The sequence below is a fragment of the Enterobacter sp. HG048 genome, from assembly GCF_024702055.1.
GTDB classification, from domain to species: Bacteria; Pseudomonadota; Gammaproteobacteria; order Enterobacterales; family Enterobacteriaceae; genus Enterobacter; species Enterobacter dykesii.
On sequence record NZ_JANLIZ010000027.1, the window covers coordinates 1 to 21,016 of the forward strand.

The 21,016-nt window shown below is 56.7% G+C and carries 19 protein-coding genes and 1 riboswitch; of the genes, 12 read left to right on the forward strand and 7 right to left on the reverse strand.

The window, feature by feature from the left end:
- The first annotated feature begins 542 nt into the window (after positions 1-542).
- Together purH and purD are read left to right on the forward strand one after the other, a co-directional pair.
- Positions 543-2,132: a bifunctional phosphoribosylaminoimidazolecarboxamide formyltransferase/IMP cyclohydrolase gene (gene purH / locus NUX24_RS21065; RefSeq protein WP_047651710.1), complete on the forward strand. Its 1,590-nt coding sequence runs from the start codon at positions 543-545 to the stop codon at positions 2,130-2,132.
- A 15-nt stretch (positions 2,133-2,147) separates the two neighbouring features.
- A complete protein-coding gene (purD, locus tag NUX24_RS21070) occupies positions 2,148-3,440 on the forward strand; it encodes a phosphoribosylamine--glycine ligase (protein WP_257833931.1) in 1,293 nt (430 codons plus the stop codon).
- 49 nt (positions 3,441-3,489) lie between these two features.
- On the opposite strand, the gene NUX24_RS21075 is transcribed toward purD, so the two are convergent.
- The 6 genes from NUX24_RS21075 to nudC all read right to left on the reverse strand — a co-directional run bounded on the left by NUX24_RS21075 (position 3,490) and on the right by nudC (position 7,842).
- Complete coding sequence (locus tag NUX24_RS21075; RefSeq protein ID WP_257833964.1) at positions 3,490-4,182, reverse strand: DUF1481 domain-containing protein; 693 nt, start codon at positions 4,180-4,182, stop codon at positions 3,490-3,492.
- 11 nt (positions 4,183-4,193) lie between these two features.
- The gene (gene hupA / locus NUX24_RS21080) at positions 4,194-4,466 is read right to left on the reverse strand and encodes a nucleoid-associated protein HU-alpha (protein WP_002445246.1); all 273 of its coding nucleotides are present in this window, start codon (positions 4,464-4,466) and stop codon (positions 4,194-4,196) included.
- Positions 4,467-4,652: 186 nt separating this feature from the next.
- Positions 4,653-5,243 carry a YjaG family protein gene (locus NUX24_RS21085; protein WP_023309980.1) on the reverse strand — a complete coding sequence of 197 codons (591 nt, stop codon included), beginning with the start codon at positions 5,241-5,243 and terminating at the stop codon, positions 4,653-4,655.
- 41 nt (positions 5,244-5,284) lie between these two features.
- Positions 5,285-5,956, reverse strand: coding sequence for a deoxyribonuclease V (nfi, locus tag NUX24_RS21090; RefSeq protein WP_023309979.1), 672 nt, complete (start codon positions 5,954-5,956; stop codon positions 5,285-5,287).
- Between the two features lie 9 nt (positions 5,957-5,965).
- A complete protein-coding gene (hemE, locus tag NUX24_RS21095) occupies positions 5,966-7,030 on the reverse strand; it encodes a uroporphyrinogen decarboxylase (protein ID WP_257833934.1) in 1,065 nt (354 codons plus the stop codon).
- Between the two features lie 38 nt (positions 7,031-7,068).
- Positions 7,069-7,842, reverse strand: coding sequence for an NAD(+) diphosphatase (nudC, locus tag NUX24_RS21100; protein WP_257833936.1), 774 nt, complete (start codon positions 7,840-7,842; stop codon positions 7,069-7,071).
- Between the two features lie 95 nt (positions 7,843-7,937).
- Here nudC and NUX24_RS21105 point away from each other — a divergent pair, with 95 nt between their 5' ends.
- The 10 genes from NUX24_RS21105 to NUX24_RS21150 all read left to right on the forward strand — a co-directional run bounded on the left by NUX24_RS21105 (position 7,938) and on the right by NUX24_RS21150 (position 16,724).
- Entirely contained in the window at positions 7,938-8,435 is a 498-nt protein-coding gene (locus tag NUX24_RS21105; RefSeq protein ID WP_032662962.1) for an Rsd/AlgQ family anti-sigma factor, read from the forward strand.
- A 54-nt stretch (positions 8,436-8,489) separates the two neighbouring features.
- A riboswitch (TPP riboswitch) is annotated at positions 8,490-8,601 on the forward strand.
- 78 nt (positions 8,602-8,679) lie between these two features.
- Positions 8,680-10,575 (forward strand): phosphomethylpyrimidine synthase ThiC, encoded by a 1,896-nt coding sequence (gene thiC, locus NUX24_RS21110; RefSeq protein ID WP_257833940.1) that lies wholly within the window; start codon positions 8,680-8,682, stop codon positions 10,573-10,575.
- Positions 10,575-11,216: a thiamine phosphate synthase gene (gene thiE / locus NUX24_RS21115; RefSeq protein WP_257833942.1), complete on the forward strand. Its 642-nt coding sequence runs from the start codon at positions 10,575-10,577 to the stop codon at positions 11,214-11,216. The genes thiC and thiE overlap by 1 nt, the downstream gene beginning before the upstream one ends.
- Complete coding sequence (locus NUX24_RS21120; RefSeq protein ID WP_257833944.1) at positions 11,203-11,958, forward strand: HesA/MoeB/ThiF family protein; 756 nt, start codon at positions 11,203-11,205, stop codon at positions 11,956-11,958. The genes thiE and NUX24_RS21120 overlap by 14 nt, the downstream gene beginning before the upstream one ends.
- The gene (thiS, locus tag NUX24_RS21125; protein WP_257833947.1) at positions 11,942-12,142 is read left to right on the forward strand and encodes a sulfur carrier protein ThiS; all 201 of its coding nucleotides are present in this window, start codon (positions 11,942-11,944) and stop codon (positions 12,140-12,142) included. Before NUX24_RS21120 ends, thiS begins: the two co-directional genes overlap by 17 nt.
- A 1-nt stretch (position 12,143) precedes the next feature.
- Complete coding sequence (gene thiG, locus NUX24_RS21130; RefSeq protein WP_257833949.1) at positions 12,144-12,914, forward strand: thiazole synthase; 771 nt, start codon at positions 12,144-12,146, stop codon at positions 12,912-12,914.
- On the forward strand, positions 12,911-14,038 hold the full coding sequence (gene thiH, locus NUX24_RS21135) for a 2-iminoacetate synthase ThiH (protein WP_257833951.1): 1,128 nt from the start codon (positions 12,911-12,913) through the stop codon (positions 14,036-14,038). Before thiG ends, thiH begins: the two co-directional genes overlap by 4 nt.
- A gap of 337 nt (positions 14,039-14,375) precedes the next feature.
- Positions 14,376-15,917 carry a sensor domain-containing diguanylate cyclase gene (locus tag NUX24_RS21140; protein WP_257833953.1) on the forward strand — a complete coding sequence of 514 codons (1,542 nt, stop codon included), beginning with the start codon at positions 14,376-14,378 and terminating at the stop codon, positions 15,915-15,917.
- A gap of 181 nt (positions 15,918-16,098) precedes the next feature.
- Positions 16,099-16,407 carry a PTS sugar transporter subunit IIB gene (locus tag NUX24_RS21145; protein WP_010425948.1) on the forward strand — a complete coding sequence of 103 codons (309 nt, stop codon included), beginning with the start codon at positions 16,099-16,101 and terminating at the stop codon, positions 16,405-16,407.
- A complete protein-coding gene (locus NUX24_RS21150) occupies positions 16,407-16,724 on the forward strand; it encodes a PTS lactose/cellobiose transporter subunit IIA (RefSeq protein ID WP_008503455.1) in 318 nt (105 codons plus the stop codon). Before NUX24_RS21145 ends, NUX24_RS21150 begins: the two co-directional genes overlap by 1 nt.
- A 57-nt stretch (positions 16,725-16,781) precedes the next feature.
- Here the strand turns inward: NUX24_RS21150 and rpoC are convergent, their stop codons facing one another.
- A complete protein-coding gene (rpoC, locus tag NUX24_RS21155) occupies positions 16,782-21,005 on the reverse strand; it encodes a DNA-directed RNA polymerase subunit beta' (RefSeq protein WP_029741888.1) in 4,224 nt (1,407 codons plus the stop codon).
- Between the last annotated feature and the right edge of the window lie 11 nt (positions 21,006-21,016).

Below are 21,016 nucleotides of genomic sequence, written 5' to 3' on the forward strand. Positions count from 1 at the left end.
TAAACTTCGTAATGAATTACGTATGTTCACTCAGAGACTTGGTATTCATTTTTCGTCCGAGGACGTTAAGAATCCATGTCACTTTGAGTGCCCACACAGATTGTCTGATAAATTGTTAAAGAGCAGTGCAACGCGGCTTTCGCTCACCGTTGCGAGGTGGCGTATATTACGCTTTCCTCTTTCAGAGTCAACCCGTTATTTCAGGATTTTTTCTCTTCAACCGAACCGGCTGTTGTGTGAAGTGATTCACATCCGCCGTGTCGATGGAGGCGCATTATAGGGAGTTCTCGGCAGGCCGCAACCGCTAAATGACAGAAAAATGACTGACTGCTGCATTCCACAGCAAAACCCCGCCTTATACCTTTTTACACACAGACTTATCCACAATGATACGAAAAAGTGAAAATGTGCGAGCGTTGCGCAAACGTTTTCGTTAAAATGCTCGCGCTTAATAAGGATGCCCCGTCAGGTGTGTTAGATGAGTTTTTCGCAGGAAAATTCATCTAACGCTCTCTGTAATCGTGAAATCCAGGGGATTTACCATGCAACAACGTCGTCCAGTCCGCCGCGCTCTGCTCAGTGTTTCTGATAAAGCCGGTATCGTCGAATTCGCTCAGGCACTTTCCGCACGCGGTGTGGAGCTGCTTTCTACAGGCGGTACCGCTCGCCTGTTAGCAGATAAAGGTCTGCCGGTAACCGAAGTGTCCGATTACACCGGTTTCCCGGAAATGATGGATGGACGCGTCAAAACCCTGCATCCGAAAGTGCACGGCGGTATCCTTGGCCGTCGCGGTCAGGACGACGCCATTATGGAACAGCATGACATCGCGCCAATCGACATGGTTGTCGTTAACCTCTACCCGTTTGCCCAGACCGTAGCCCGCGAAGGCTGTTCTCTGGAAGATGCCGTAGAGAATATTGATATCGGCGGCCCAACTATGGTGCGCTCAGCAGCCAAGAACCATAAAGATGTGGCTATCGTGGTGAAGAGCAGCGATTACAACACCATTATTAACGAGATGGACGCCAACGAAGGGTCACTGACTCTGGAAACGCGTTTCGACCTCGCCATCAAAGCCTTCGAGCACACCGCGGCGTACGACAGCATGATTGCCAACTACTTCGGTAGCCTGGTGCCGGCTTACCACGGTGAAAGCAAAGATCCTTCCGGCCGCTTCCCGCGCACCCTGAACCTGAACTTCATTAAGAAGCAGGACATGCGTTACGGCGAGAACAGCCACCAGCAGGCTGCCTTCTATATAGAAGAAGAGGTAAAAGAAGCCTCTGTTGCGACCGCTCAGCAGGTTCAGGGCAAAGCCCTCTCCTATAACAACATTGCCGACACCGACGCCGCGCTGGAATGCGTGAAAGAGTTCAACGAGCCGGCCTGCGTCATCGTTAAGCACGCCAACCCATGCGGCGTTGCCGTGAGCACCTCTATTCTGGATGCCTACGATCGCGCATACAAAACCGACCCAACCTCTGCGTTCGGCGGCATTATCGCCTTCAACCGCGAGCTGGATGCTGAAACCGCACAGGCCATCATCTCCCGCCAGTTCGTTGAAGTGATCATCGCGCCATCCGCATCTGAAGAAGCGCTGAAAATCACCGCGGCAAAACAGAACGTCCGCGTGCTGGTCTGCGGCCAGTGGGCAAAACGCGTACCAGGCCTGGACTTCAAGCGCGTGAACGGCGGTCTGCTGGTTCAGGACCGCGATCTGGGTATGGTGACAGAGGCCGACCTGCGCGTGGTAACCAAACGCCAGCCGAGCGAACAGGAACTGCGTGATGCGCTGTTCTGCTGGAAGGTCGCGAAGTTCGTTAAATCCAACGCCATCGTCTACGCCAAAGAGAACATGACCATCGGGATAGGCGCAGGCCAGATGAGCCGCGTCTACTCCGCGAAAATCGCGGGTATTAAAGCAGGCGATGAAGGTCTGGAAGTAAAAGGCTCCGCCATGGCTTCTGACGCCTTCTTCCCGTTCCGTGACGGTATCGACGCAGCTGCTGCAGTGGGCATCACCTGTGTGATCCAGCCTGGCGGGTCAATTCGCGACGACGAAGTGATTGCCGCTGCCGACGAACACGGCATCGCAATGATCTTCACCGACATGCGCCACTTCCGCCATTAATTCCCGGAGCAGAAAATGAAAGTATTAGTGATTGGTAACGGCGGACGCGAGCACGCTCTGGCGTGGAAAGCGGCGCAGTCTCCGCTAGTGAAAACAGTCTTCGTAGCACCGGGCAACGCCGGTACCGCGCTGGAACCCGCGCTGCAGAACGTGGCTATTGGCGTAACCGATATTCCTGCGCTGCTGAGCTTTGCCCAGAGCGAGAAAATCGATCTGACGATTGTGGGCCCGGAAGCGCCGCTGGTGATTGGCGTGGTGGATGCGTTCCGCGCGGCGGGTCTGACAATCTTCGGGCCTACGGAAGGCGCCGCGCAGCTGGAAGGCTCCAAAGCCTTCACCAAAGATTTCCTCGCGCGTCATAACATCCCGACGGCGGAATATCAGAACTTCACCGAAGTGGAGCCAGCCCTGGCCTACCTGCGTGAAAAAGGCGCGCCGATTGTCATCAAGGCCGACGGTCTGGCCGCAGGTAAAGGCGTGATCGTGGCGATGACCCTCGAAGAAGCAGAAGCCGCGGTCCAGGATATGCTGGCCGGCAACGCCTTTGGCGATGCGGGCCACCGCATCGTGATCGAAGAGTTCCTCGACGGTGAAGAGGCCAGCTTTATCGTGATGGTCGACGGCGAGCACGTTCTGCCGATGGCCACCAGCCAGGACCACAAGCGTGTGGGCGATGGCGATACCGGCCCGAACACTGGCGGAATGGGCGCTTACTCCCCCGCTCCGGTAGTGACTGACGAAGTCCACCAGCGCACCATGGATCGCGTCATTTGGCCGACCGTGAAGGGAATGGCGGCGGAAGGCAACACCTACACCGGTTTCCTCTATGCGGGTCTGATGATCGACAAGCAGGGCAACCCTAAGGTCATCGAATTCAACTGCCGCTTTGGCGATCCGGAAACGCAGCCCATCATGCTGCGCATGAAATCCGATCTGGTGGAACTGTGTCTGGCAGCCTGCGAAGGCAAGCTCGACGAGAAAACCTCAGAGTGGGACGAGCGTGCGTCTCTGGGCGTGGTGATTGCTGCAGGTGGTTATCCGGGCAATTACAACACCGGAGATGAAATCCACGGCCTGCCGCTGGAAGAGATTGACGGTGCGAAGGTGTTCCATGCGGGTACGAAGCTGGCTGAAGACGATCGCGTCCTCACCAACGGCGGACGCGTGCTGTGCGCAACCGCGCTGGGCCATACCGTGGCAGAAGCGCAGAAACGCGCCTACGCGCTGATGGCAGATATTCACTGGAACGGCAGCTTTAGCCGTCAGGATATCGGTTATCGCGCGATTGCGCGTGAGCAGGGAGAGTAATTTCACACCCTCACCCAAACCCTCTCCCTCAAGGGAGAGGGGATTTAAATCAAAAACTTTTTTCCGTCGGCTGCCAGGTGCAGAAGTCTTCGTTCGCCACCAGCAGCAGCTGAGAGCCTTCCGGCGCTTCCAGCCACGCCACACTCACTTCCATTGATGAATGACGCTGACGGCGTTGAATGTGTTCGGTTGCCCAGGATTCAAGCTCAGGCTTGACCGTCTGTCCTTCGCAGGTTGTCACCGTCCCATCGGCATGCCAGCGCCCCTGACGCAGCACAACGCGTCCCAGACGAAGCGAATCGCTGGTCTGGCGGATTTGTTCGGCACGATAACGGTAAAGAGCGATTTGATCGCTGGAAAGCTGCTGTTTTTGACCGCTGACTTCGCGCTGCATAAAGCTCAGCTCGCCATGGTCGTCAAAACGCACTTTCACGTGTTCGGGGGTCTTGCTGTAGACGTTCAGTTCAATCAGCGACAGGTCATCTCCCTGCCAGCGGTATTCCGCCGTCGACGTATTGCCGTTATGCCACGGGCTGAAGGCAGAAAGCAGATGCACTTCATCGCCGGAATCTTTGCGCCAGATCCTGACCGCGCCCTGGTTGTCCGCGTAGCCGCTGGCGGTAAACGGTGGCAGGGAGGTGTCGTGGCTGCAGGCTGACAGCAGCAGCATGCCTGCCAGCGCGAGCGTTCCACGCCAGAAAGACAAAAGGGGCGTTGCCGCCCCTTCGCTAAAACTGTTCACTGCCACGCGTCTTACTTAACAGCGTCTTTCAGTGCTTTACCAGAAACAAATGCCGGCACGTTAGCTGCGGCGATTTTGATTTCTTTACCGGTCTGCGGGTTGCGGCCAGTACGCTCAGCGCGGTGGTTCACTTTGAAGGTACCGAAACCAACCAGTTGTACAGCATCACCTTCTTTCAGAGACTCAGTAATAGCAGCCAGGGTAGATTCCAGAGCAGCTTTAGCCTGCACTTTAGACAGATCAGCCTTGTCCGCAATTACATCAATCAGTTGAGTCTTGTTCATAAGTTATCCTTTCAATGTGTTTATCGCTTGCTAAGCATCGAGTGCGACGAAAATGCCAAAAAAGCACTCTCCTGCATACACGCACCGATAGCCACTTTTTTTCGCCCCCCAAATGTAGACCAGACAAGGGGCGAAAGGGAAGAGTCGAGGAGCGACAAAACGGGCGTTATCTCAAGTTTTCTTGTCTCATTGGTTAAAAATTATACCAATATTGCTCTCACCAGCCTCTCGTAAGTCCGCGCGCAGCCCTTTTATCAGCTCAATATCGCGTTCTTCACACTCTGCCAGCAGGCGGAAAATTTCCCACTGAATGTCCCATTCTTGCTCAACCGCCGGGTTCGCACGAAGCTCTTCGTCGGTCATCTCGCGACCTTCCTGGGTCATTTCCAGCATCGCGACGGTCGTAATAGATGCCTTACTGACTTCAATAGCGTGCTCCAGCGTTTCACCGCTCAGGCGGGAGTGGAGCAGTTCGCTTAACGCCACGCAGGCATCAATCGCCGGATAGACACCGTACAGGTCAAAATCATCCGCAGCCGGAATCGCCTCTTCCAGCTTTTCCAGCTGGGAGTCGAAGTTCACCTTCGCGTCTTTCACCGTCAGCGTTTCCCAGATCAGATCCAGAATGCGGCGGTAGATATGGCCATCACCAAAGCCCGTCTCCTTACAGAACGCGGCATAGTTGGGATACATGCGCTCGCACAGGCAAGCCATAAACGTCACGTGCTGCCAGCTTTCAAGTTTCTCAAGGCGCAGGTGAATCGGGTTTTGTAGCATGATGATCTCTCGAATCGAAAATTAGGCGCAGTTTACCTGAATCATCGCTGAATTTCCTGCCAACGAACAAAAGCCGGACGCGAAGAGGCCACGGCGTCTGCCCAGCGCGTCGGCTCCGGCAAGCGGTAGCCCTTCATGCAGCGCTGCACCCACGCCAGGGCGCTGTCCATGCTCACCCGGTGCCCCGTGGCGATAAAGAGCGGGTTACAGCGCGCCTTGCTGCGCCAGACCCACGCCAGCTGCTCGCCTTTATGGATAAGCGGCGCCAGCGCGCCCGGCTCGGCAGAAAGAGGTTCAAACGCGCCGCACAGGCGTTTCTTGGCGACGCCAATGGTCGGCACATCCACCAGCAGCCCAAAGTGGCTGGCAACGCCTAAACGGCGCGGGTGTGAGATACCGTGTCCATCGACAAACAGCAGGTCAGGTTTTTGCGAGAGTTGCTCCCACGCTGCCAGCAGCGCGGGATATTCGCGGAAGGAGAGAAAGCCCGGAATGTACGGCATGGTGGTCGCGATACGCGCTACCTTGTACTCCACCAGCTCAAGCGAAGGGTATTTCAGTACCACCATCGCCGCTCGCGTCACTTCCCCACCCTGCTCGAATCCGACGTCTGCTCCGCCAATGTACTGCGGAGGATCTTTATCCAGACGATCCTCGCGGATCACCGATGAGGCCAGTTCGATTTGCTGAGCGCGTAGCGACGCGAGATCCATAATCACTCCTTACTTGTGATACTGGGCAGAAAGCCGATGCACCGCCTCCACAAATACGCCTGCGTGTTCTGGCGGTACATCCTGATGAATGCCGTGGCCGAGGTTAAAGACGTGGCCTTCACCCTGGCCGAAACCAGACAGTATAGTCGACACTTCTTCTTCAATGCGGGCTGGCGGCGCATAGAGCATGGACGGGTCCATATTGCCCTGCAGCGCCACTTTGTCGCCCACGCGGCGGCGCGCATCGGCGATATCGGTGGTCCAGTCGAGACCCAGCGCGTCGCAGCCGGTTGCCGCCATCGCTTCCAGCCACTGGCCGCCACCTTTGGTGAACAGCGTCACCGGCACGCGGCGGCCTTCGTTTTCACGCAGCAGGCCGTCGACGATTTTGTGCATGTAGTACAGGGAGAACTGCTGATAATCGCGCCCTGTCAGTACGCCGCCCCAGGTATCGAAAATCATCACCGACTGCGCACCCGCCTTAATCTGCGCGTTCAGGTAGAGGGTGACGCTATTCGCCAGCTTGTCGAGCAGCGCATGCAGGGCCAGCGGCTCGGCGTACATCATCTTTTTAATCAGGGTGAAGGCTTTGCTGCTGCCTCCTTCAACCATATAGGTCGCCAGCGTCCACGGGCTGCCGGAGAAGCCAATCAGCGGCACTTCACCTTTCAGCTCGCGGCGAATGGTGCGTACGGCGTTCATCACGTAGCCCAGCTCGCCTTCCGGATCGGGGATTGGCAGCTTATCCACGTCGGCTTTGCTTTTGATTGGGGAGGTGAAACGCGGGCCTTCACCGGTTTCGAAGTACAGGCCAAGGCCCATTGCATCCGGAATGGTCAGAATATCCGAGAAGAGGATCGCCGCATCCAGCGGGAAGCGGCGCAGCGGCTGGAGCGTCACTTCACAGGCCAGCTCGGCGTTTTTGCACAGCGACATAAAATCGCCCGCCTGCGCGCGCGTGGCTTTGTACTCTGGCAGATAGCGTCCCGCCTGGCGCATCATCCACACCGGGGTGACATCAACGGGCTGGCGCAGCAGCGCACGCAGATAACGATCGTTCTTCAGTTCGGTCATTTTTGCAGTTCCTTAAGCGTCATGGCCTCAGTGTAACACTACTCATACTCGGCCCGACACATTGCCACGGTATCTTCTATCAGCCGACGCGCCACGGTGCCCGGCGGAGGTAACAGCGGTAAATCGTCGTAGCGATACCAGTTCGCGTCCAGCAGCTCTTTCTGGTCGATAACGATCTCGCCGCTGTCGTATTCGGCCATAAATGCCGTCATCAGCGACTGCGGGAATGGCCACGGCTGGGAGGTAACGTAGCGCAGGTTCTTCACTTTGATCCCACTCTCCTCCATCACCTCGCGCGTCACCGCCTGCTCCAGCGTTTCGCCCACCTCGACGAAGCCGGCCAGCACGGTGTGAATGCCGTTGCGATGGCGGGTATGCTGCGCCAGCAGGATGGAATCCTCCCGGCGGATAGCGACGATAATGCACGGCGCGATCTGCGGATAGTAGCGTTCGCGGCAGTGGCTGCAGAGCATCGCCCACTCGGTTTTGCTCGGGCGCATGGTATGGCCGCAGTAGCCGCAGTATTTATGCGAGCGGTAAAACTCAGCCAGCTGCACGCCCCGCCCCGCCAGCTGGAACAGCCCCACGTCCAGATCCAGCACCTGGCGCACCGATCCCATATCCTGCCGGCGGGGCTGTTGGATCAACCACACCGGCTCACCCTGCCACTCGCCGATCTGTAGCGCTGGCTGGCCAACAAGATCGAACGCCTCAGCTGCACCGTAGGGAATTTCTCCGGCAGGAAGCCATAATTTTTGTTCGTGACTGACGATCCACCAACCAAGATCTGATTTTTCAATAATACGATCCATATCTATTGCACTACCTTCGCTTCACTGACATGTTGTTAGCATTGTGGTTACATTCTGGATAAGCAGATTCAATCCTACATTTTGCGGAGTCGACCATGTTAAACCAGCTGCAAAGCCTGACTGAGCGCGTTAGAGGAAGTAACAAACTGGTGGATCGCTGGCTACATGTGCGCAAGCATCTACTCGTGGCTTATTACAATCTGGTCGGTATTAAGCCTGGCAAAGAATCGTTTATGCGACTGAATGAAAAAGCGCTGGATGATTTTTGTCAGGGCCTAGTCGACTATCTGTCCGACGGCCATTTCAATATTTATGAACGCATTATCCGCGAAATGGAAGGGACAACGCCGTATTTAGCGGCCAGCAAGCTCTATCCACTTCTGGAAGCCAACACCCAGCAGATCATGGATTACTATGATTCCGCGCTCGAGAACGCTATCGACCACGATAATTATCTTGAGTTTCAGCAGGCGCTATCTGACCTCGGTGAAGCGCTGGAAGAGCGATTCACGCTGGAAGATAAGCTGATCGCCCTTGTGCTGGACAATGATTTAAACATCAGTAACGAAGAGAACGTCGCGCGCCCTGCTTGAGTTCTTCACCGTTAACGAGTAATTTACAACCATTCGCCCCTCTCACGAGGGGGATTTTTCTTGTCGGAGTGCCCAGCGCCTGAAAGCGCGGGCTGAGACCGTTAATTCGGGATCCGCGGAACCTGATCAGGCTAATACCTGCGAAGGGAACAAGAGTCACACTGCTGTTGAATCGCCCCCGGGCGATCCTCTCTTGCTTCATCCGTCGTCTGACAAGCCATGTCCTTCACTTTTGGAATGAGCTATGTCTACTGCAAAACTGACCCGCCGCGAACAGCGCGCACAGGCCCAACACTTCATCGACACGCTGGAAGGCAGCGCTTTCCCGAACTCGAAACGCATCTACATTTCCGGCTCGCAGGCCGATATCCGCGTCCCAATGCGCGAAATTCAGCTTAGCCCGACGCTTATCGGCGGCAGCAAAGATAACCCGCAGTATGAAGACAACGAAGCCGTGCCGGTGTATGACACCTCCGGTCCGTATGGCGATCCCTCTGTTACTATCAACGTCCAGCAGGGTCTGGCGAAGCTGCGCCAGCCCTGGATTGACGCGCGTAACGACTGCGAAGAGCTGAGCGTGCGCAGCTCTGCGTACACCAAAGAGCGCCTGGCCGACGACGGTCTGGACGAGCTGCGCTTTACCGGCCTGCTGACGCCAAAACGCGCTAAGGCGGGCAAATGCGTGACCCAGCTGCACTACGCGCGCCAGGGCATCGTCACGCCGGAGATGGAGTTCATCGCCATCCGCGAAAACATGGGTCGCGAGCGCATCCGAAGCGAAGTGCTGCGCTATCAGCATCCGGGTGAAGGCTTTGGCGCTCGCTTGCCGGAGAACATCACGCCGGAGTTTGTGCGTGACGAAGTGGCCGCAGGCCGCGCGATTATCCCTGCCAATATTAACCACCCGGAATCCGAGCCGATGATTATCGGCCGCAACTTCCTGGTGAAGGTCAACGCTAACATCGGTAACTCGGCCGTCACCTCCTCCATCGAAGAAGAGGTGGAGAAGCTGGTCTGGTCCACACGCTGGGGTGCGGACACGGTAATGGATCTCTCCACTGGCCGCTATATTCACGAAACCCGCGAATGGATCCTGCGTAACAGCCCGGTACCGATTGGCACCGTCCCGATTTATCAGGCGCTGGAAAAGGTCAACGGCATCGCCGAAGACCTTACCTGGGAAGCGTTCCGCGACACGCTGCTGGAGCAGGCCGAGCAGGGCGTGGACTACTTCACCATTCACGCGGGCGTGCTGCTGCGCTACGTGCCGATGACCGCGAAGCGTCTGACCAGCATCGTCTCGCGCGGCGGTTCCATCATGGCGAAGTGGTGCCTGTCCCATCACCAGGAAAACTTCCTCTACGAACACTTCCGCGAGATTTGCGAAATCTGCGCCGCGTATGATGTCTCTCTGTCGCTGGGCGACGGCCTGCGTCCGGGCTCTATTCGCGACGCGAACGACGAAGCGCAGTTTGCCGAACTGCACACGCTGGGCGAACTGACCAAAATCGCCTGGGAGTATGACGTGCAGGTGATGATTGAAGGTCCGGGACACGTGCCGATGCAGATGATCCGCCGCAACATGACCGAGGAGCTGGAGCACTGCCACGAAGCGCCGTTCTATACCCTGGGGCCATTGACCACCGATATTGCACCGGGCTATGACCACTTCACGTCAGGGATTGGGGCGGCGATGATCGGCTGGTTCGGCTGCGCCATGCTCTGCTACGTGACGCCGAAAGAGCACCTCGGCCTGCCAAACAAAGAGGACGTGAAGCAGGGGCTGATTACCTACAAAATTGCCGCCCACGCCGCGGATCTGGCCAAAGGCCATCCGGGCGCGCAAATCCGCGATAACGCCATGTCGAAGGCGCGCTTTGAATTCCGCTGGGAAGACCAGTTCAACCTGGCGCTGGACCCGTTCACCGCCCGCGCCTATCACGACGAAACCCTGCCGCAGGAATCGGGCAAAGTCGCGCACTTCTGCTCCATGTGCGGGCCAAAATTCTGCTCGATGAAAATCAGCCAGGAGGTGCGCGACTACGCCGCCGCGCAAACCATTGAAGTGGGGATGGCGGACATGTCCGAAACCTTCCGCGCCAGAGGCGGCGAAATCTACCTCAAAAAAGAGGAGGCGTAATGTACCAGCCCGATTTCCCACCCGTCCCCTACCGTTTAGGGCTCTATCCGGTGGTGGACAGCGTGGCGTGGATAGAGCGACTGCTGGAGGCAGGCGTTCGCACAATTCAGCTGCGCATCAAGGATAAGCGCGATGAGGAGGTGGAAGCCGATGTGGTTGCCGCCATTGCGCTGGGGCGTCGGTATAACGCCCGCCTGTTTATCAACGATTACTGGCGGCTGGCCGTTAAGCACAGGGCGTACGGCGTGCATCTGGGTCAGGAGGACCTGGAAACAACGGATCTGAGCGCTATCCGCGAAGACGGACTGCGTCTTGGCGTTTCAACACACGATGACATGGAGATCGACGTGGCCCTGGTGGCCCGTCCGTCTTACATCGCGCTCGGTCACGTCTTCCCGACGCAAACCAAGCAGATGCCCTCCGCACCGCAGGGGCTGACGCAGCTGGCGAGTCACGTTAAACGTCTTGCCGATTACCCCACCGTTGCCATCGGCGGAATCAGTCTTGAACGCGCCCCGGCGGTGCTGGAGACCGGCGTCGGCAGTATCGCCGTCGTCAGCGCCATCACCCAAGCCGCAGACTGGCGGTCCGCCACCGAACAGCTGTTACAGCTGGCAGGAGCGGGTGATGAACGATCGTGATTTTATGCGCTATAGCCGTCAGATCCTGCTGGAAGATATCGCCATCGACGGGCAGCAAAAACTGCTCGCCAGCCGGGTGCTGATTGTCGGTCTGGGCGGATTAGGCGCACCCTCCGCGCTTTACCTGGCAGGCGCGGGCGTCGGCACGCTGGTGCTGGCCGACGATGATGAGGTTCACCTCAGCAACCTGCAGCGGCAAATCCTCTTTACCACCGAGGATATCAACCAGCCGAAAGCGCAAATCACCCGGCAGCGGCTGAACCAGCTTAACCCGGATATCGAGCTGATTGCCCTGCAGGAACGGCTCAGCGGTGAAAGCCTACGCCGTGAAGTTGCCCTTGCCGACGTGGTGCTGGACTGTACCGACAACATGGCGACGCGCCAGGCGATCAACGCCGCCTGCGTGGCAAATCATACGCCGCTTATCACCGCCAGCGCGGTGGGGTTCGGCGGGCAAATGATGGTTCTGACGCCACCGTGGACGCAGGGCTGCTATCGCTGCCTGTGGCCGGACGATGCCGAGCCGACGCGCAACTGCCGTACCGCGGGCATTCTTGGTCCGGTGGTCGGCGTGATGGGCACCATGCAGGCGCTGGAGGCCATCAAGCTGCTCAGCGGCATGGAGACGGAACGCAATACGCTACGGCTATTTGATGCCCGCTCCAGCGGCTGGCGCCAGCTGGCGTTACGCCGCGCCAGCCGCTGCCCGGTATGCGGAGGCCGCGATGCGCATTCTGTTTAACGATGAGCCGATGAAATGCGACGACGGGCTTACCGTTGCCGCACTGCTCGACAAGCTGCGTCAGCTCAAGCCGGGAACGGCGCTGGCGCTCAATCAACAGATCCTGCCGCGCGAGCAGTGGGAAAACCAGCAGGTCAATGAAGGCGACCAGATCCTGCTGTTTCAGGTTATCGCAGGGGGCTGAGATGTTACGTATTGCCGATAAGGTTTTTGATTCGCATCTGTTTACCGGTACCGGAAAATTCGCCTCGCCGCAGCTGATGGTGGATGCCATTCGTGAAAGCGGCAGCCAGCTGGTGACGCTGGCGCTCAAGCGCGTGGATCTGCATCATCACAGCGATGCCATTCTGGCGCCTTTACTGGAGGCTGGCGTGACGCTGCTGCCCAACACCTCCGGAGCGAAAACCGCCGAAGAGGCTGTTTTTGCCGCGCAGCTGGCCCGCGAGGCGCTCGGCACCCGCTGGCTGAAGCTGGAAATTCATCCTGACGCCCGCTGGCTGCTGCCCGACCCCATCGAAACGCTGAAAGCGGCTGAAAAGCTGGTGCAGCAAGGGTTTACCGTCCTGCCTTACTGCGGCGCCGACCCTGTCCTGTGCAAACGGCTGGAAGAGGTCGGCTGCGCCGCCGTCATGCCGCTGGGCGCCCCCATTGGCTCCAACCAGGGGCTGGAAACCCGCGCGATGCTGGAAATCATTATTGAGCAGGCTACCGTACCTGTGGTGGTTGATGCGGGCATTGGCGTGCCCAGCCATGCCGCGCAGGCGCTGGAGATGGGTGCTGACGCGGTGCTGGTCAATACGGCCATCGCGGTGGCCGACGATCCGGTCATGATGGCGCGTGCGTTCCGCATGGCCGTTGAGGCTGGCCTGCTGGCAAGGGAGTCCGGCCCCGGCTCGCGCAGTTTCCAGGCGCTGGCCACCAGCCCGCTGACCGGTTTTCTGGAGGCGATCTCATGAGCACGTTTACCGAGCGCTGGCACCAACTCAACTGGGATGACATTGCCCTGCGCATCAACAGCAAAACGGCGACTGACGTGGAGCGCGCGCTCAATGCCCGCCATCTGACCCGCGAGGATCTGATGGCCCTGCTCTCCCCGGCGGCCAGCGCGTACCTCGAACCGATGGCGCAGCGCGCCCAGAGGCTTACCCGCCAGCGCTTTGGCAACACGGTGAGTTTCTACGTGCCGCTCTACCTCTCAAACCTGTGCGCCAACGACTGCACCTACTGCGGCTTCTCCATGAGCAACCGCATCAGGCGTAAAACGCTCGATGAAGGTGAGATCGCCCGCGAGTGCGCGGCCATTCGTGAAATGGGCTTTGAACATCTTCTGCTGGTCACGGGCGAGCATCAGGGAAAAGTGGGAATGGACTATTTCCGTCAGCACTTTCCCGCCATTCGTCGTCAGTTTGCGTCGTTGCAGATGGAAGTGCAGCCCATGTCGCAGGAGGAGTACGCGGAACTCAAGACCCTCGGGCTGGACGGGGTCATGGTCTACCAGGAAACCTATCACGAGGCGACGTACGCCCGGCATCACCTGAAGGGCAAGAAACAGGATTTCTTTTTCCGCCTGGAAACGCCGGACAGGTTGGGTCGTGCCGGCATCGACAAAATCGGTCTGGGGGCGCTGATCGGGCTCTCTGACAGCTGGCGGGTGGATTGCTATATGGTGGCGGAACATCTGCTGTGGCTTCAGCAGCACTACTGGCAGAGCCGTTACTCCATCTCCTTCCCGCGCCTGAGACCTTGCGCGGGCGGGATTGAACCGGCTTCGCTGATGGATGAACGCCAGCTGGTGCAGACCATCTGCGCGTTTCGCCTGCTCGCCCCGGAGGTTGAATTATCGCTCTCAACGCGTGAGTCCCCGGCGTTTCGCGATCGCGTTATCCCGCTTGCGATTAACAACGTCAGCGCGTTTTCCAAAACGCAGCCTGGCGGCTACGCCGACGATCGTCCGGAGCTGGAGCAGTTTGTGCCGCATGACGGGCGACGTCCTGAAGCGGTCGCCGCAGCCCTGACGGCGCAGGGTCTTCAGCCTGTCTGGAAAGACTGGGACAGCTGGCTGGGAAGAGCCTCGCAGTGACGATGAAACGCACTGCAACACCTTAAAAAATTGTCGAGGCGCGACGAAAAGGCAAAACCGGAGGATTGTCAGCGATCGTCCGGTTTTTTATTGTTGCACGGTCAGCAACGGATGCTGACCAGGGCGAAAAGCTTCTTCCTCGTTTCGCCCTGCCTCTGGTTCATTGCACAAAAGGCCGCCAGCAAGCTGAATAAGTATTTTCTTAATGATTCTTAAGATAAATCATCCCGCCAGAAATCGTGTGCCGTATAATTCACCGCTAACCGCAGGACAGCGACTATGCTGAGAGGATATCGGCAGACGAAAAGTATTCACCATCAGGAACGATGTACAGCTCATGGCACTTCACAGCAAAAAGCTCTCTTTTACCCGGCCAATCATGCTCAGCTTCGCGGGGATCCTCTGCAGTTTTGCGGTGATCGCGATCGCGGTGACGCTTTCGCAACGAAAGGATTTTCTTGAGGATTATCATAAGATAAACAGCAATTTCACGCACAACCTGGCGGTGAACTACACCGAGTCGATCCTGCGTGAAAACGACTATATCCTGGGCCGTGCCGCGATGTACTTTTCGCGTAACGACAGGCTAAACGAGACGCTCAACGTCAACCCGACGCAAGGGCTGCAGATGGTGATGCATCTGCAGAACCTGATGCCGACCGTCTCCTCCATCTCGCTGGCTGACACGCAGGGGCATTATCTCCGCGTACCGGAAGTACTCCCCACGGAGAAAAGTAAAACCTTCGATCCCCGGACGCGGCCGTGGTTTGTCGCCCAGGCGGAAGCCAGTATCTTCAGCCACTATACCAGCCCCTACATGGACTACTTCACTGGCCATCCGACGGTCACACTCTATAAGCCATTGATTTCTCCCGAAGGTAGACTGAAGGGAACGATCGCATTTCATCTCGATTTGACGTCAATGGGCTACACCCTGCGTCAGATGGTGGCGCCCGTTCAGGGGGAATTCTTCGTCGTCGAGCGCGACGGCGCCGTGGTGCTTCATCCGGATACAGGCGCGCTGTTCAAACAGTACGTTAGCGAAGCGCTGATGGACAAAATGACCAGCGGTGAAGGCCACCTTTACGACAAGAAAAGCAACGCCTGGTATTACTACTACTCGTTTACCAACCCGGACTGGTTTGTCATCTACCGGGTCTCTGGCGAGACGCTCACCGATATCACCCGCCACGAAACGACGATTGTTGGCTGGGGATTTGCGCTGGCGGCCATCATCATCATCCTCTTCGGCTTATACCTGCGCCACGCCTCGCGTAGCGTGCTGATGCACATTATCAATGCCATCAAAACCGGCGACGTCAGCGAAGCGCCGCGCCTGGAAGCGATGCTGAGCCATACTATCCAGTCCAATAAAGAGCGTGAGATGGCCTATGTGCGTCAGGCGACTCACGATGCGCTGACGGGCTGTAAAAACCGCCGCGCGTTCGATAGCGATATCGCCGAGCTGCTGAATGCCCAGCAGCCTTTCGCGCTGGCGCTGGTGGACATTGATAACTTTAAATCGATTAACGACACGCTGGGCCACCTGACCGGTGATATCGTTCTGCGCAACGTGGCCCGCGAAGGGATCCAGATCATGCAGCCACATGACGTCTCGATTTACCGCTACGGTGGAGAAGAGTTCGCGGTAATTTTCCAGGCTGAGCAGATGACGTCTGCGCTCTCATTGCTGGAAGCGTGGCGTACCGCCGTTGAAAAGCGCGTCTGGCGGGAAGAAAACCTGCGGGTTACGTTCAGCGGTGGTCTTGGGGAGTGGCATTTTGAACCGCTGGAACAACTTGTCGGAAGCGTTGATAACGCCCTCTACAGCGCCAAACAGCAGGGCAAAAACCGCATTAACCGAACGTCTATCAGCTAATCCTCCCTCTTAAACCCCTGCCCGTTTCGACGGGCCGGGTACCCGACAACGCAAAATTGTAACCGGTTTCAGAAAATCGCCGGTTTCTTTGTGATGCCTGACACACAATCGCGGTAAACCGGTTGTTGAAGCGGTCTGCACGGGATAATTATCAATAAACACATGTAGATCGAGGCTGATTATGAAGAACATCGTTTTATGCTGTGCAGCGGGAATGTCAACCAGCATGCTGGTTCAACGTATGAAAGACGCCGCGCAGAAAAAAGGGGTTGAAGTCACCATTAAAGCCGTTCCGGTTGCGGAGTTTAAAGACAACATCGCGACGGCCGACATCGTATTGCTGGGGCCACAGGTTAAATACGAGCAGGCTAAACTCCAGGCGCAGGCCGACCCGTTGGGTAAAAAGGTCGCGGTGATCGACATGATGGATTACGGCATGATGAAAGGTGATGCCGTACTGGAAAAAGCACTCAAACTTCTGGAGTCATAATGGAAGACTTAGAAACCACGATTATGGAGCTGCTGGTCAATGCAGGCGCGGCGCGTAGTGCAGCCCTGACGGCGTTGCAGATGGCGCGTAAAGGGGAGTTTGACGAAGCTGAAAAAGCGATGGAAGAGTCGCGCGAATATGTGAAGCATGCACACACCATACAGACGCAGCTTATCGGTCTTGATGAGGGGACCGGGAAGCTTCCGGTTAACCTGATCACCGTTCACTCTCAGGATCACCTGATGAACGCGATGGTCATTCAGGATCTGGCGGGCGATATGATTGAGCTTTATCGTCGGATCCCGTTGGTGAATTGAAAACATGCAGATGTAAAAAAACCCGCCGAGGCGGGTTTTTTATTAGCGGCTCAACGATTACTCGTTGTCGGAACCACCCAGACCTGCGTTCAGCAGTTCTGCCAGGCTCGCCGATGCATCTTCAGCAGTCACCTGCGGTGCAGCTGGCAGTTCGCCCGCAGCACGACGACGCATACGATCCTGATGGTACGCATAACCGGTACCAGCCGGGATCAGACGGCCCACGATAACGTTCTCTTTCAGACCGCGCAGTTCATCACGTTTACCTGCAACAGCGGCTTCGGTCAGGACACGAGTCGTTTCCTGGAACGATGCTGCAGAGATGAAGGACTCGGTTGCCAGAGACGCTTTGGTGATACCCAGCAGATCGCGCGAGAAGGTCGCACCGATTTTGCCGTTCGCTTCCAGATCGCGGTTAGCAATCTTGACGCGTGAGTATTCAACCTGCTCGCCTTCCAGGAACTCGGAGCTGCCTGCGTTTTCGATGGTTGCTTTACGCAGCATCTGACGAACGATAACTTCAATGTGCTTATCGTTAATCTTAACGCCCTGCAGACGGTAAACGTCCTGCACTTCGTTGGTGATGTAACGCGTTACCGCGTGTACGCCACGAAGACGCAGAATGTCGTGCGGCGCTTCTGGACCATCGGAAACCACGTCACCACGTTCTACACGTTCACCTTCGAACACGTTGAGCTGACGCCACTTAGGAATCATCTCTTCGTACGGTTCGCTGCCATCTACTGGAGTGATAACCAGACGGCGTTTCCCTTTGGTCTCTTTACCGAAGGAGATGATACCGCTGATTTCAGCCAGGATTGCAGGCTCTTTCGGACGACGTGCTTCGAACAGGTCCGCAACGCGTGGCAGACCACCGGTGATGTCCTTGGTACCGCTGGATTCCTGTGGAATACGCGCCAGAGCATCACCCGCACCGATCTGAATGCCATCTTCCAGCTGAACGATCGCTTTACCTGGCAGGAAGTACTGCGCAGGCATGTCGGTACCCGGGATCAGAACGTCGTTACCCTGAGCATCAACGATTTTCAGCGCAGGACGCAGATCTTTACCACCGGTAGTACGTTCAGCAGAATCCAGAACCACCAGAGAAGACAGACCGGTCAGCTCGTCAGTCTGACGAGTAATGGTCTGGCCGTCGATCATGTCAGTGAAGCGGATGAAACCACTTACTTCGGTGATAACCGGCATGGTGTGTGGATCCCAGTTTGCAACGGTTTCACCGCCGGCAACCTGCTCGCCATCACCTTTCGCCATAACCGCACCGTAAGGCACTTTATAGCTCTCTTTGGTACGACCGAATTCGTCGATCAGCTTCAGCTCGGTGTTACGAGAGGTTACAACCAGCTTGCCTGCGGAGTTAACAACAGACTTCGCGTTGCTGAGCTTGATGCTACCTTTGTTTTTCACCTGGATGCTGGATTCAGCAGCCGCACGAGATGCCGCACCACCGATGTGGAACGTACGCATCGTCAGCTGTGTACCCGGCTCACCGATGGACTGTGCCGCGATAACGCCGATTGCTTCACCTTTGTTGATGATGTGGCCACGCGCCAGGTCACGGCCGTAGCAGTGCGCACATACACCAAAGTCGGTGTCACAGGATACAACGGAACGTACTTTCACGGAGTCAACAGAGTTCGCTTCCAGCAGGTCACACCAGTGCTCGTGCAGCAGCGTGTTGCGTGGAACCAGAATGTCTGCAGTACCCGGCTTCAGAATGTCTTCCGCGGTTACACGACCCAGAACGCGATCGCGCAGTGGCTCTTTAACATCACCACCCTCGATAACCGGGGTCATGGTGATACCTTCGAGGGTGCCACAATCGTCTTCGGTCACAACCAGATCCTGCGCAACGTCAACCAGACGACGCGTCAGATAACCGGAGTTCGCTGTTTTCAGTGCGGTATCCGCCAGACCTTTACGAGCACCGTGCGTGGAGATGAAGTACTGGAGTACGTTCAGACCTTCACGGAAGTTCGCGGTGATTGGCGTTTCGATGATGGAGCCATCTGGCTTCGCCATCAGACCACGCATACCCGCCAGCTGACGAATCTGCGCTGCGGAACCACGCGCACCGGAGTCGGCCATCATGTAGATGCTGTTGAAGGAAACCTGCTGCTCTTCTACGCCGTCACGGTTAATCACGGTTTCGGTCTGCAGGTTATCCATCATCGCTTTGGATACACGATCGTTCGCCGCTGCCCAGATATCGATAACTTTGTTATAGCGTTCGCCCGCGGTAACCAGACCAGACTGGAACTGCTCCTGGATCTCAGCAACTTCGGCTTCCGCTTCAGAGATGATCTCGTGTTTCTTCTCTGGGATGACCATGTCATCGATACCAACAGATGCACCTGAACGCGCTGCATAAGCAAAGCCGGTATACATTGTCTGGTCAGCGAAGATAACGGTCGGCTTCAGACCCAGAATGCGGTAACAGGTGTTCAGCATTTTGGAGATCGCTTTCTTGCCCAGCGCCTGGTTGACGATGGAGAAAGGCAGACCTTTCGGTACGATCATCCACAGAATGGCACGGCCAACGGTCGTGTCTTTCAGGCTGGTTTTCGCAACGAATTCGCCGTTTTCATCTTTTTCGTATTCGGTGATACGCACTTTAACGCGCGCATGCAGAGAGGCCAGGCCAGCGCGATAAATACGCTCAGCTTCTTTCGGGCCAGTCAGCACCATGCCTTCGCCTTTGGCGTTAACACAGTCACGGGTCATGTAGTACAGACCCAATACAACGTCCTGAGAAGGAACGATGATAGGTTCACCGTTCGCTGGGGACAGGATGTTGTTGGTAGACATCATCAGCGCACGCGCTTCGAGCTGGGCTTCCAGCGTCAGCGGTACGTGAACAGCCATCTGGTCACCATCGAAGTCGGCGTTATATGCCGCACAAACCAGCGGGTGCAGCTGGATAGCTTTACCTTCGATCAGGACTGGCTCAAATGCCTGGATACCCAGACGGTGCAGTGTTGGTGCACGGTTCAGCAGTACCGGGTGTTCGCGGATAACTTCGTCCAGGATATCCCAAACGACAGCTTCTTCACGCTCAACCATTTTCTTAGCGGCTTTGATGGTGGTGGCGAGGCCACGCAACTCCAGCTTGCCGTAGATGAACGGTTTGAACAGCTCCAGTGCCATTTTCTTCGGCAGACCGCACTGATGCAGACGCAGGTATGGACCTACGGTGATAACAGAACGACCGGAGTAGTCAACACGCTTACCGAGCAGGTTCTGACGGAAACGACCCTGCTTACCTTTGATCATGTCGGCCAAAGATTTCAGAGGACGTTTGTTAGAACCGGTGATCGCACGACCGCGACGACCGTTATCCAGCAGGGCATCTACCGCTTCCTGCAGCATACGTTTTTCGTTGCGTACGATGATGTCCGGCGCAGCCAGATCCAGCAGACGTTTCAGACGGTTGTTACGGTTGATAACGCGACGATACAGATCGTTCAGATCGGACGTTGCGAAACGACCACCATCCAGCGGAACCAGTGGACGCAGATCTGGCGGCAGAACCGGCAGAACGGTCAGGATCATCCACTCTGGTTTGTTACCAGACTGAACGAACGCTTCCAGCAGTTTGATACGCTTGGTCAGCTTTTTACGTTTGGTTTCGGAGTTGGTTTCGTTCAGCTCTTCACGCAGCTGCTCGCACTCTTGCTCCAGATCCATGCTCTTCAGCAGGGCCTGAATAGCTTCCGCACCCATCTTCGCGTCGAATTCGTCACCGAACTCTTCCAGCGCGTCCAGATACTGCTCTTCAGTCAGGATCTGATGACGTTCCAGGTTCGTCATCCCGCCTTCGATAACCACATAAGATTCGAAGTACAGAACGCGTTCGATATCGCGCAGCGGCATATCCAGCAGCAGACCGATACGGGACGGCAGAGATTTCAGGAACCAGATGTGAGCGGTCGGAGACGCCAGCTCGATGTGGCCCATGCGCTCACGACGCACTTTGGTCTGGGTCACTTCAACGCCGCACTTCTCACAGATCACACCACGGTGTTTCAGGCGCTTGTACTTACCGCACAGGCACTCGTAATCTTTTACTGGCCCGAAAATACGCGCACAGAAAAGGCCGTCACGCTCAGGTTTGAACGTACGGTAGTTGATGGTTTCCGGCTTTTTAACTTCACCGAAAGACCATGAACGGATCATGTCTGGCGAAGCCAGAGCAATTTTGATCGCATCAAACTCTTCGGTTTTAGTCTGCGCTTTCAGAAACTTTAATAAATCTTTCACGGATTTGCTCC

What these genes read in the sequence shown, in the direction of transcription:
- NUX24_RS21140 (WP_257833953.1), top strand. Translation starts at nt 14,376, where the DNA reads ATGGCACTTCACAGCAAAAAGCTCTCTTTTACCCGGCCAATCATGCTC.
- nudC (WP_257833936.1), bottom strand. Translation starts at nt 7,842, where the DNA reads ATGGATCGTATTATTGAAAAATCAGATCTTGGTTGGTGGATCGTCAGT.
- thiG (WP_257833949.1), top strand. Translation starts at nt 12,144, where the DNA reads ATGTTACGTATTGCCGATAAGGTTTTTGATTCGCATCTGTTTACCGGT.
- purD (WP_257833931.1), top strand. Translation starts at nt 2,148, where the DNA reads ATGAAAGTATTAGTGATTGGTAACGGCGGACGCGAGCACGCTCTGGCG.
- purH (WP_047651710.1), top strand. Translation starts at nt 543, where the DNA reads ATGCAACAACGTCGTCCAGTCCGCCGCGCTCTGCTCAGTGTTTCTGAT.
- NUX24_RS21150 (WP_008503455.1), top strand. Translation starts at nt 16,407, where the DNA reads ATGGAAGACTTAGAAACCACGATTATGGAGCTGCTGGTCAATGCAGGC.
- thiS (WP_257833947.1), top strand. Translation starts at nt 11,942, where the DNA reads ATGCGCATTCTGTTTAACGATGAGCCGATGAAATGCGACGACGGGCTT.
- NUX24_RS21120 (WP_257833944.1), top strand. Translation starts at nt 11,203, where the DNA reads ATGAACGATCGTGATTTTATGCGCTATAGCCGTCAGATCCTGCTGGAA.
- thiH (WP_257833951.1), top strand. Translation starts at nt 12,911, where the DNA reads ATGAGCACGTTTACCGAGCGCTGGCACCAACTCAACTGGGATGACATT.
- NUX24_RS21145 (WP_010425948.1), top strand. Translation starts at nt 16,099, where the DNA reads ATGAAGAACATCGTTTTATGCTGTGCAGCGGGAATGTCAACCAGCATG.
- hupA (WP_002445246.1), bottom strand. Translation starts at nt 4,466, where the DNA reads ATGAACAAGACTCAACTGATTGATGTAATTGCGGACAAGGCTGATCTG.
- thiC (WP_257833940.1), top strand. Translation starts at nt 8,680, where the DNA reads ATGTCTACTGCAAAACTGACCCGCCGCGAACAGCGCGCACAGGCCCAA.
- NUX24_RS21105 (WP_032662962.1), top strand. Translation starts at nt 7,938, where the DNA reads ATGTTAAACCAGCTGCAAAGCCTGACTGAGCGCGTTAGAGGAAGTAAC.
- NUX24_RS21085 (WP_023309980.1), bottom strand. Translation starts at nt 5,243, where the DNA reads ATGCTACAAAACCCGATTCACCTGCGCCTTGAGAAACTTGAAAGCTGG.
- hemE (WP_257833934.1), bottom strand. Translation starts at nt 7,030, where the DNA reads ATGACCGAACTGAAGAACGATCGTTATCTGCGTGCGCTGCTGCGCCAG.
- thiE (WP_257833942.1), top strand. Translation starts at nt 10,575, where the DNA reads ATGTACCAGCCCGATTTCCCACCCGTCCCCTACCGTTTAGGGCTCTAT.
- nfi (WP_023309979.1), bottom strand. Translation starts at nt 5,956, where the DNA reads ATGGATCTCGCGTCGCTACGCGCTCAGCAAATCGAACTGGCCTCATCG.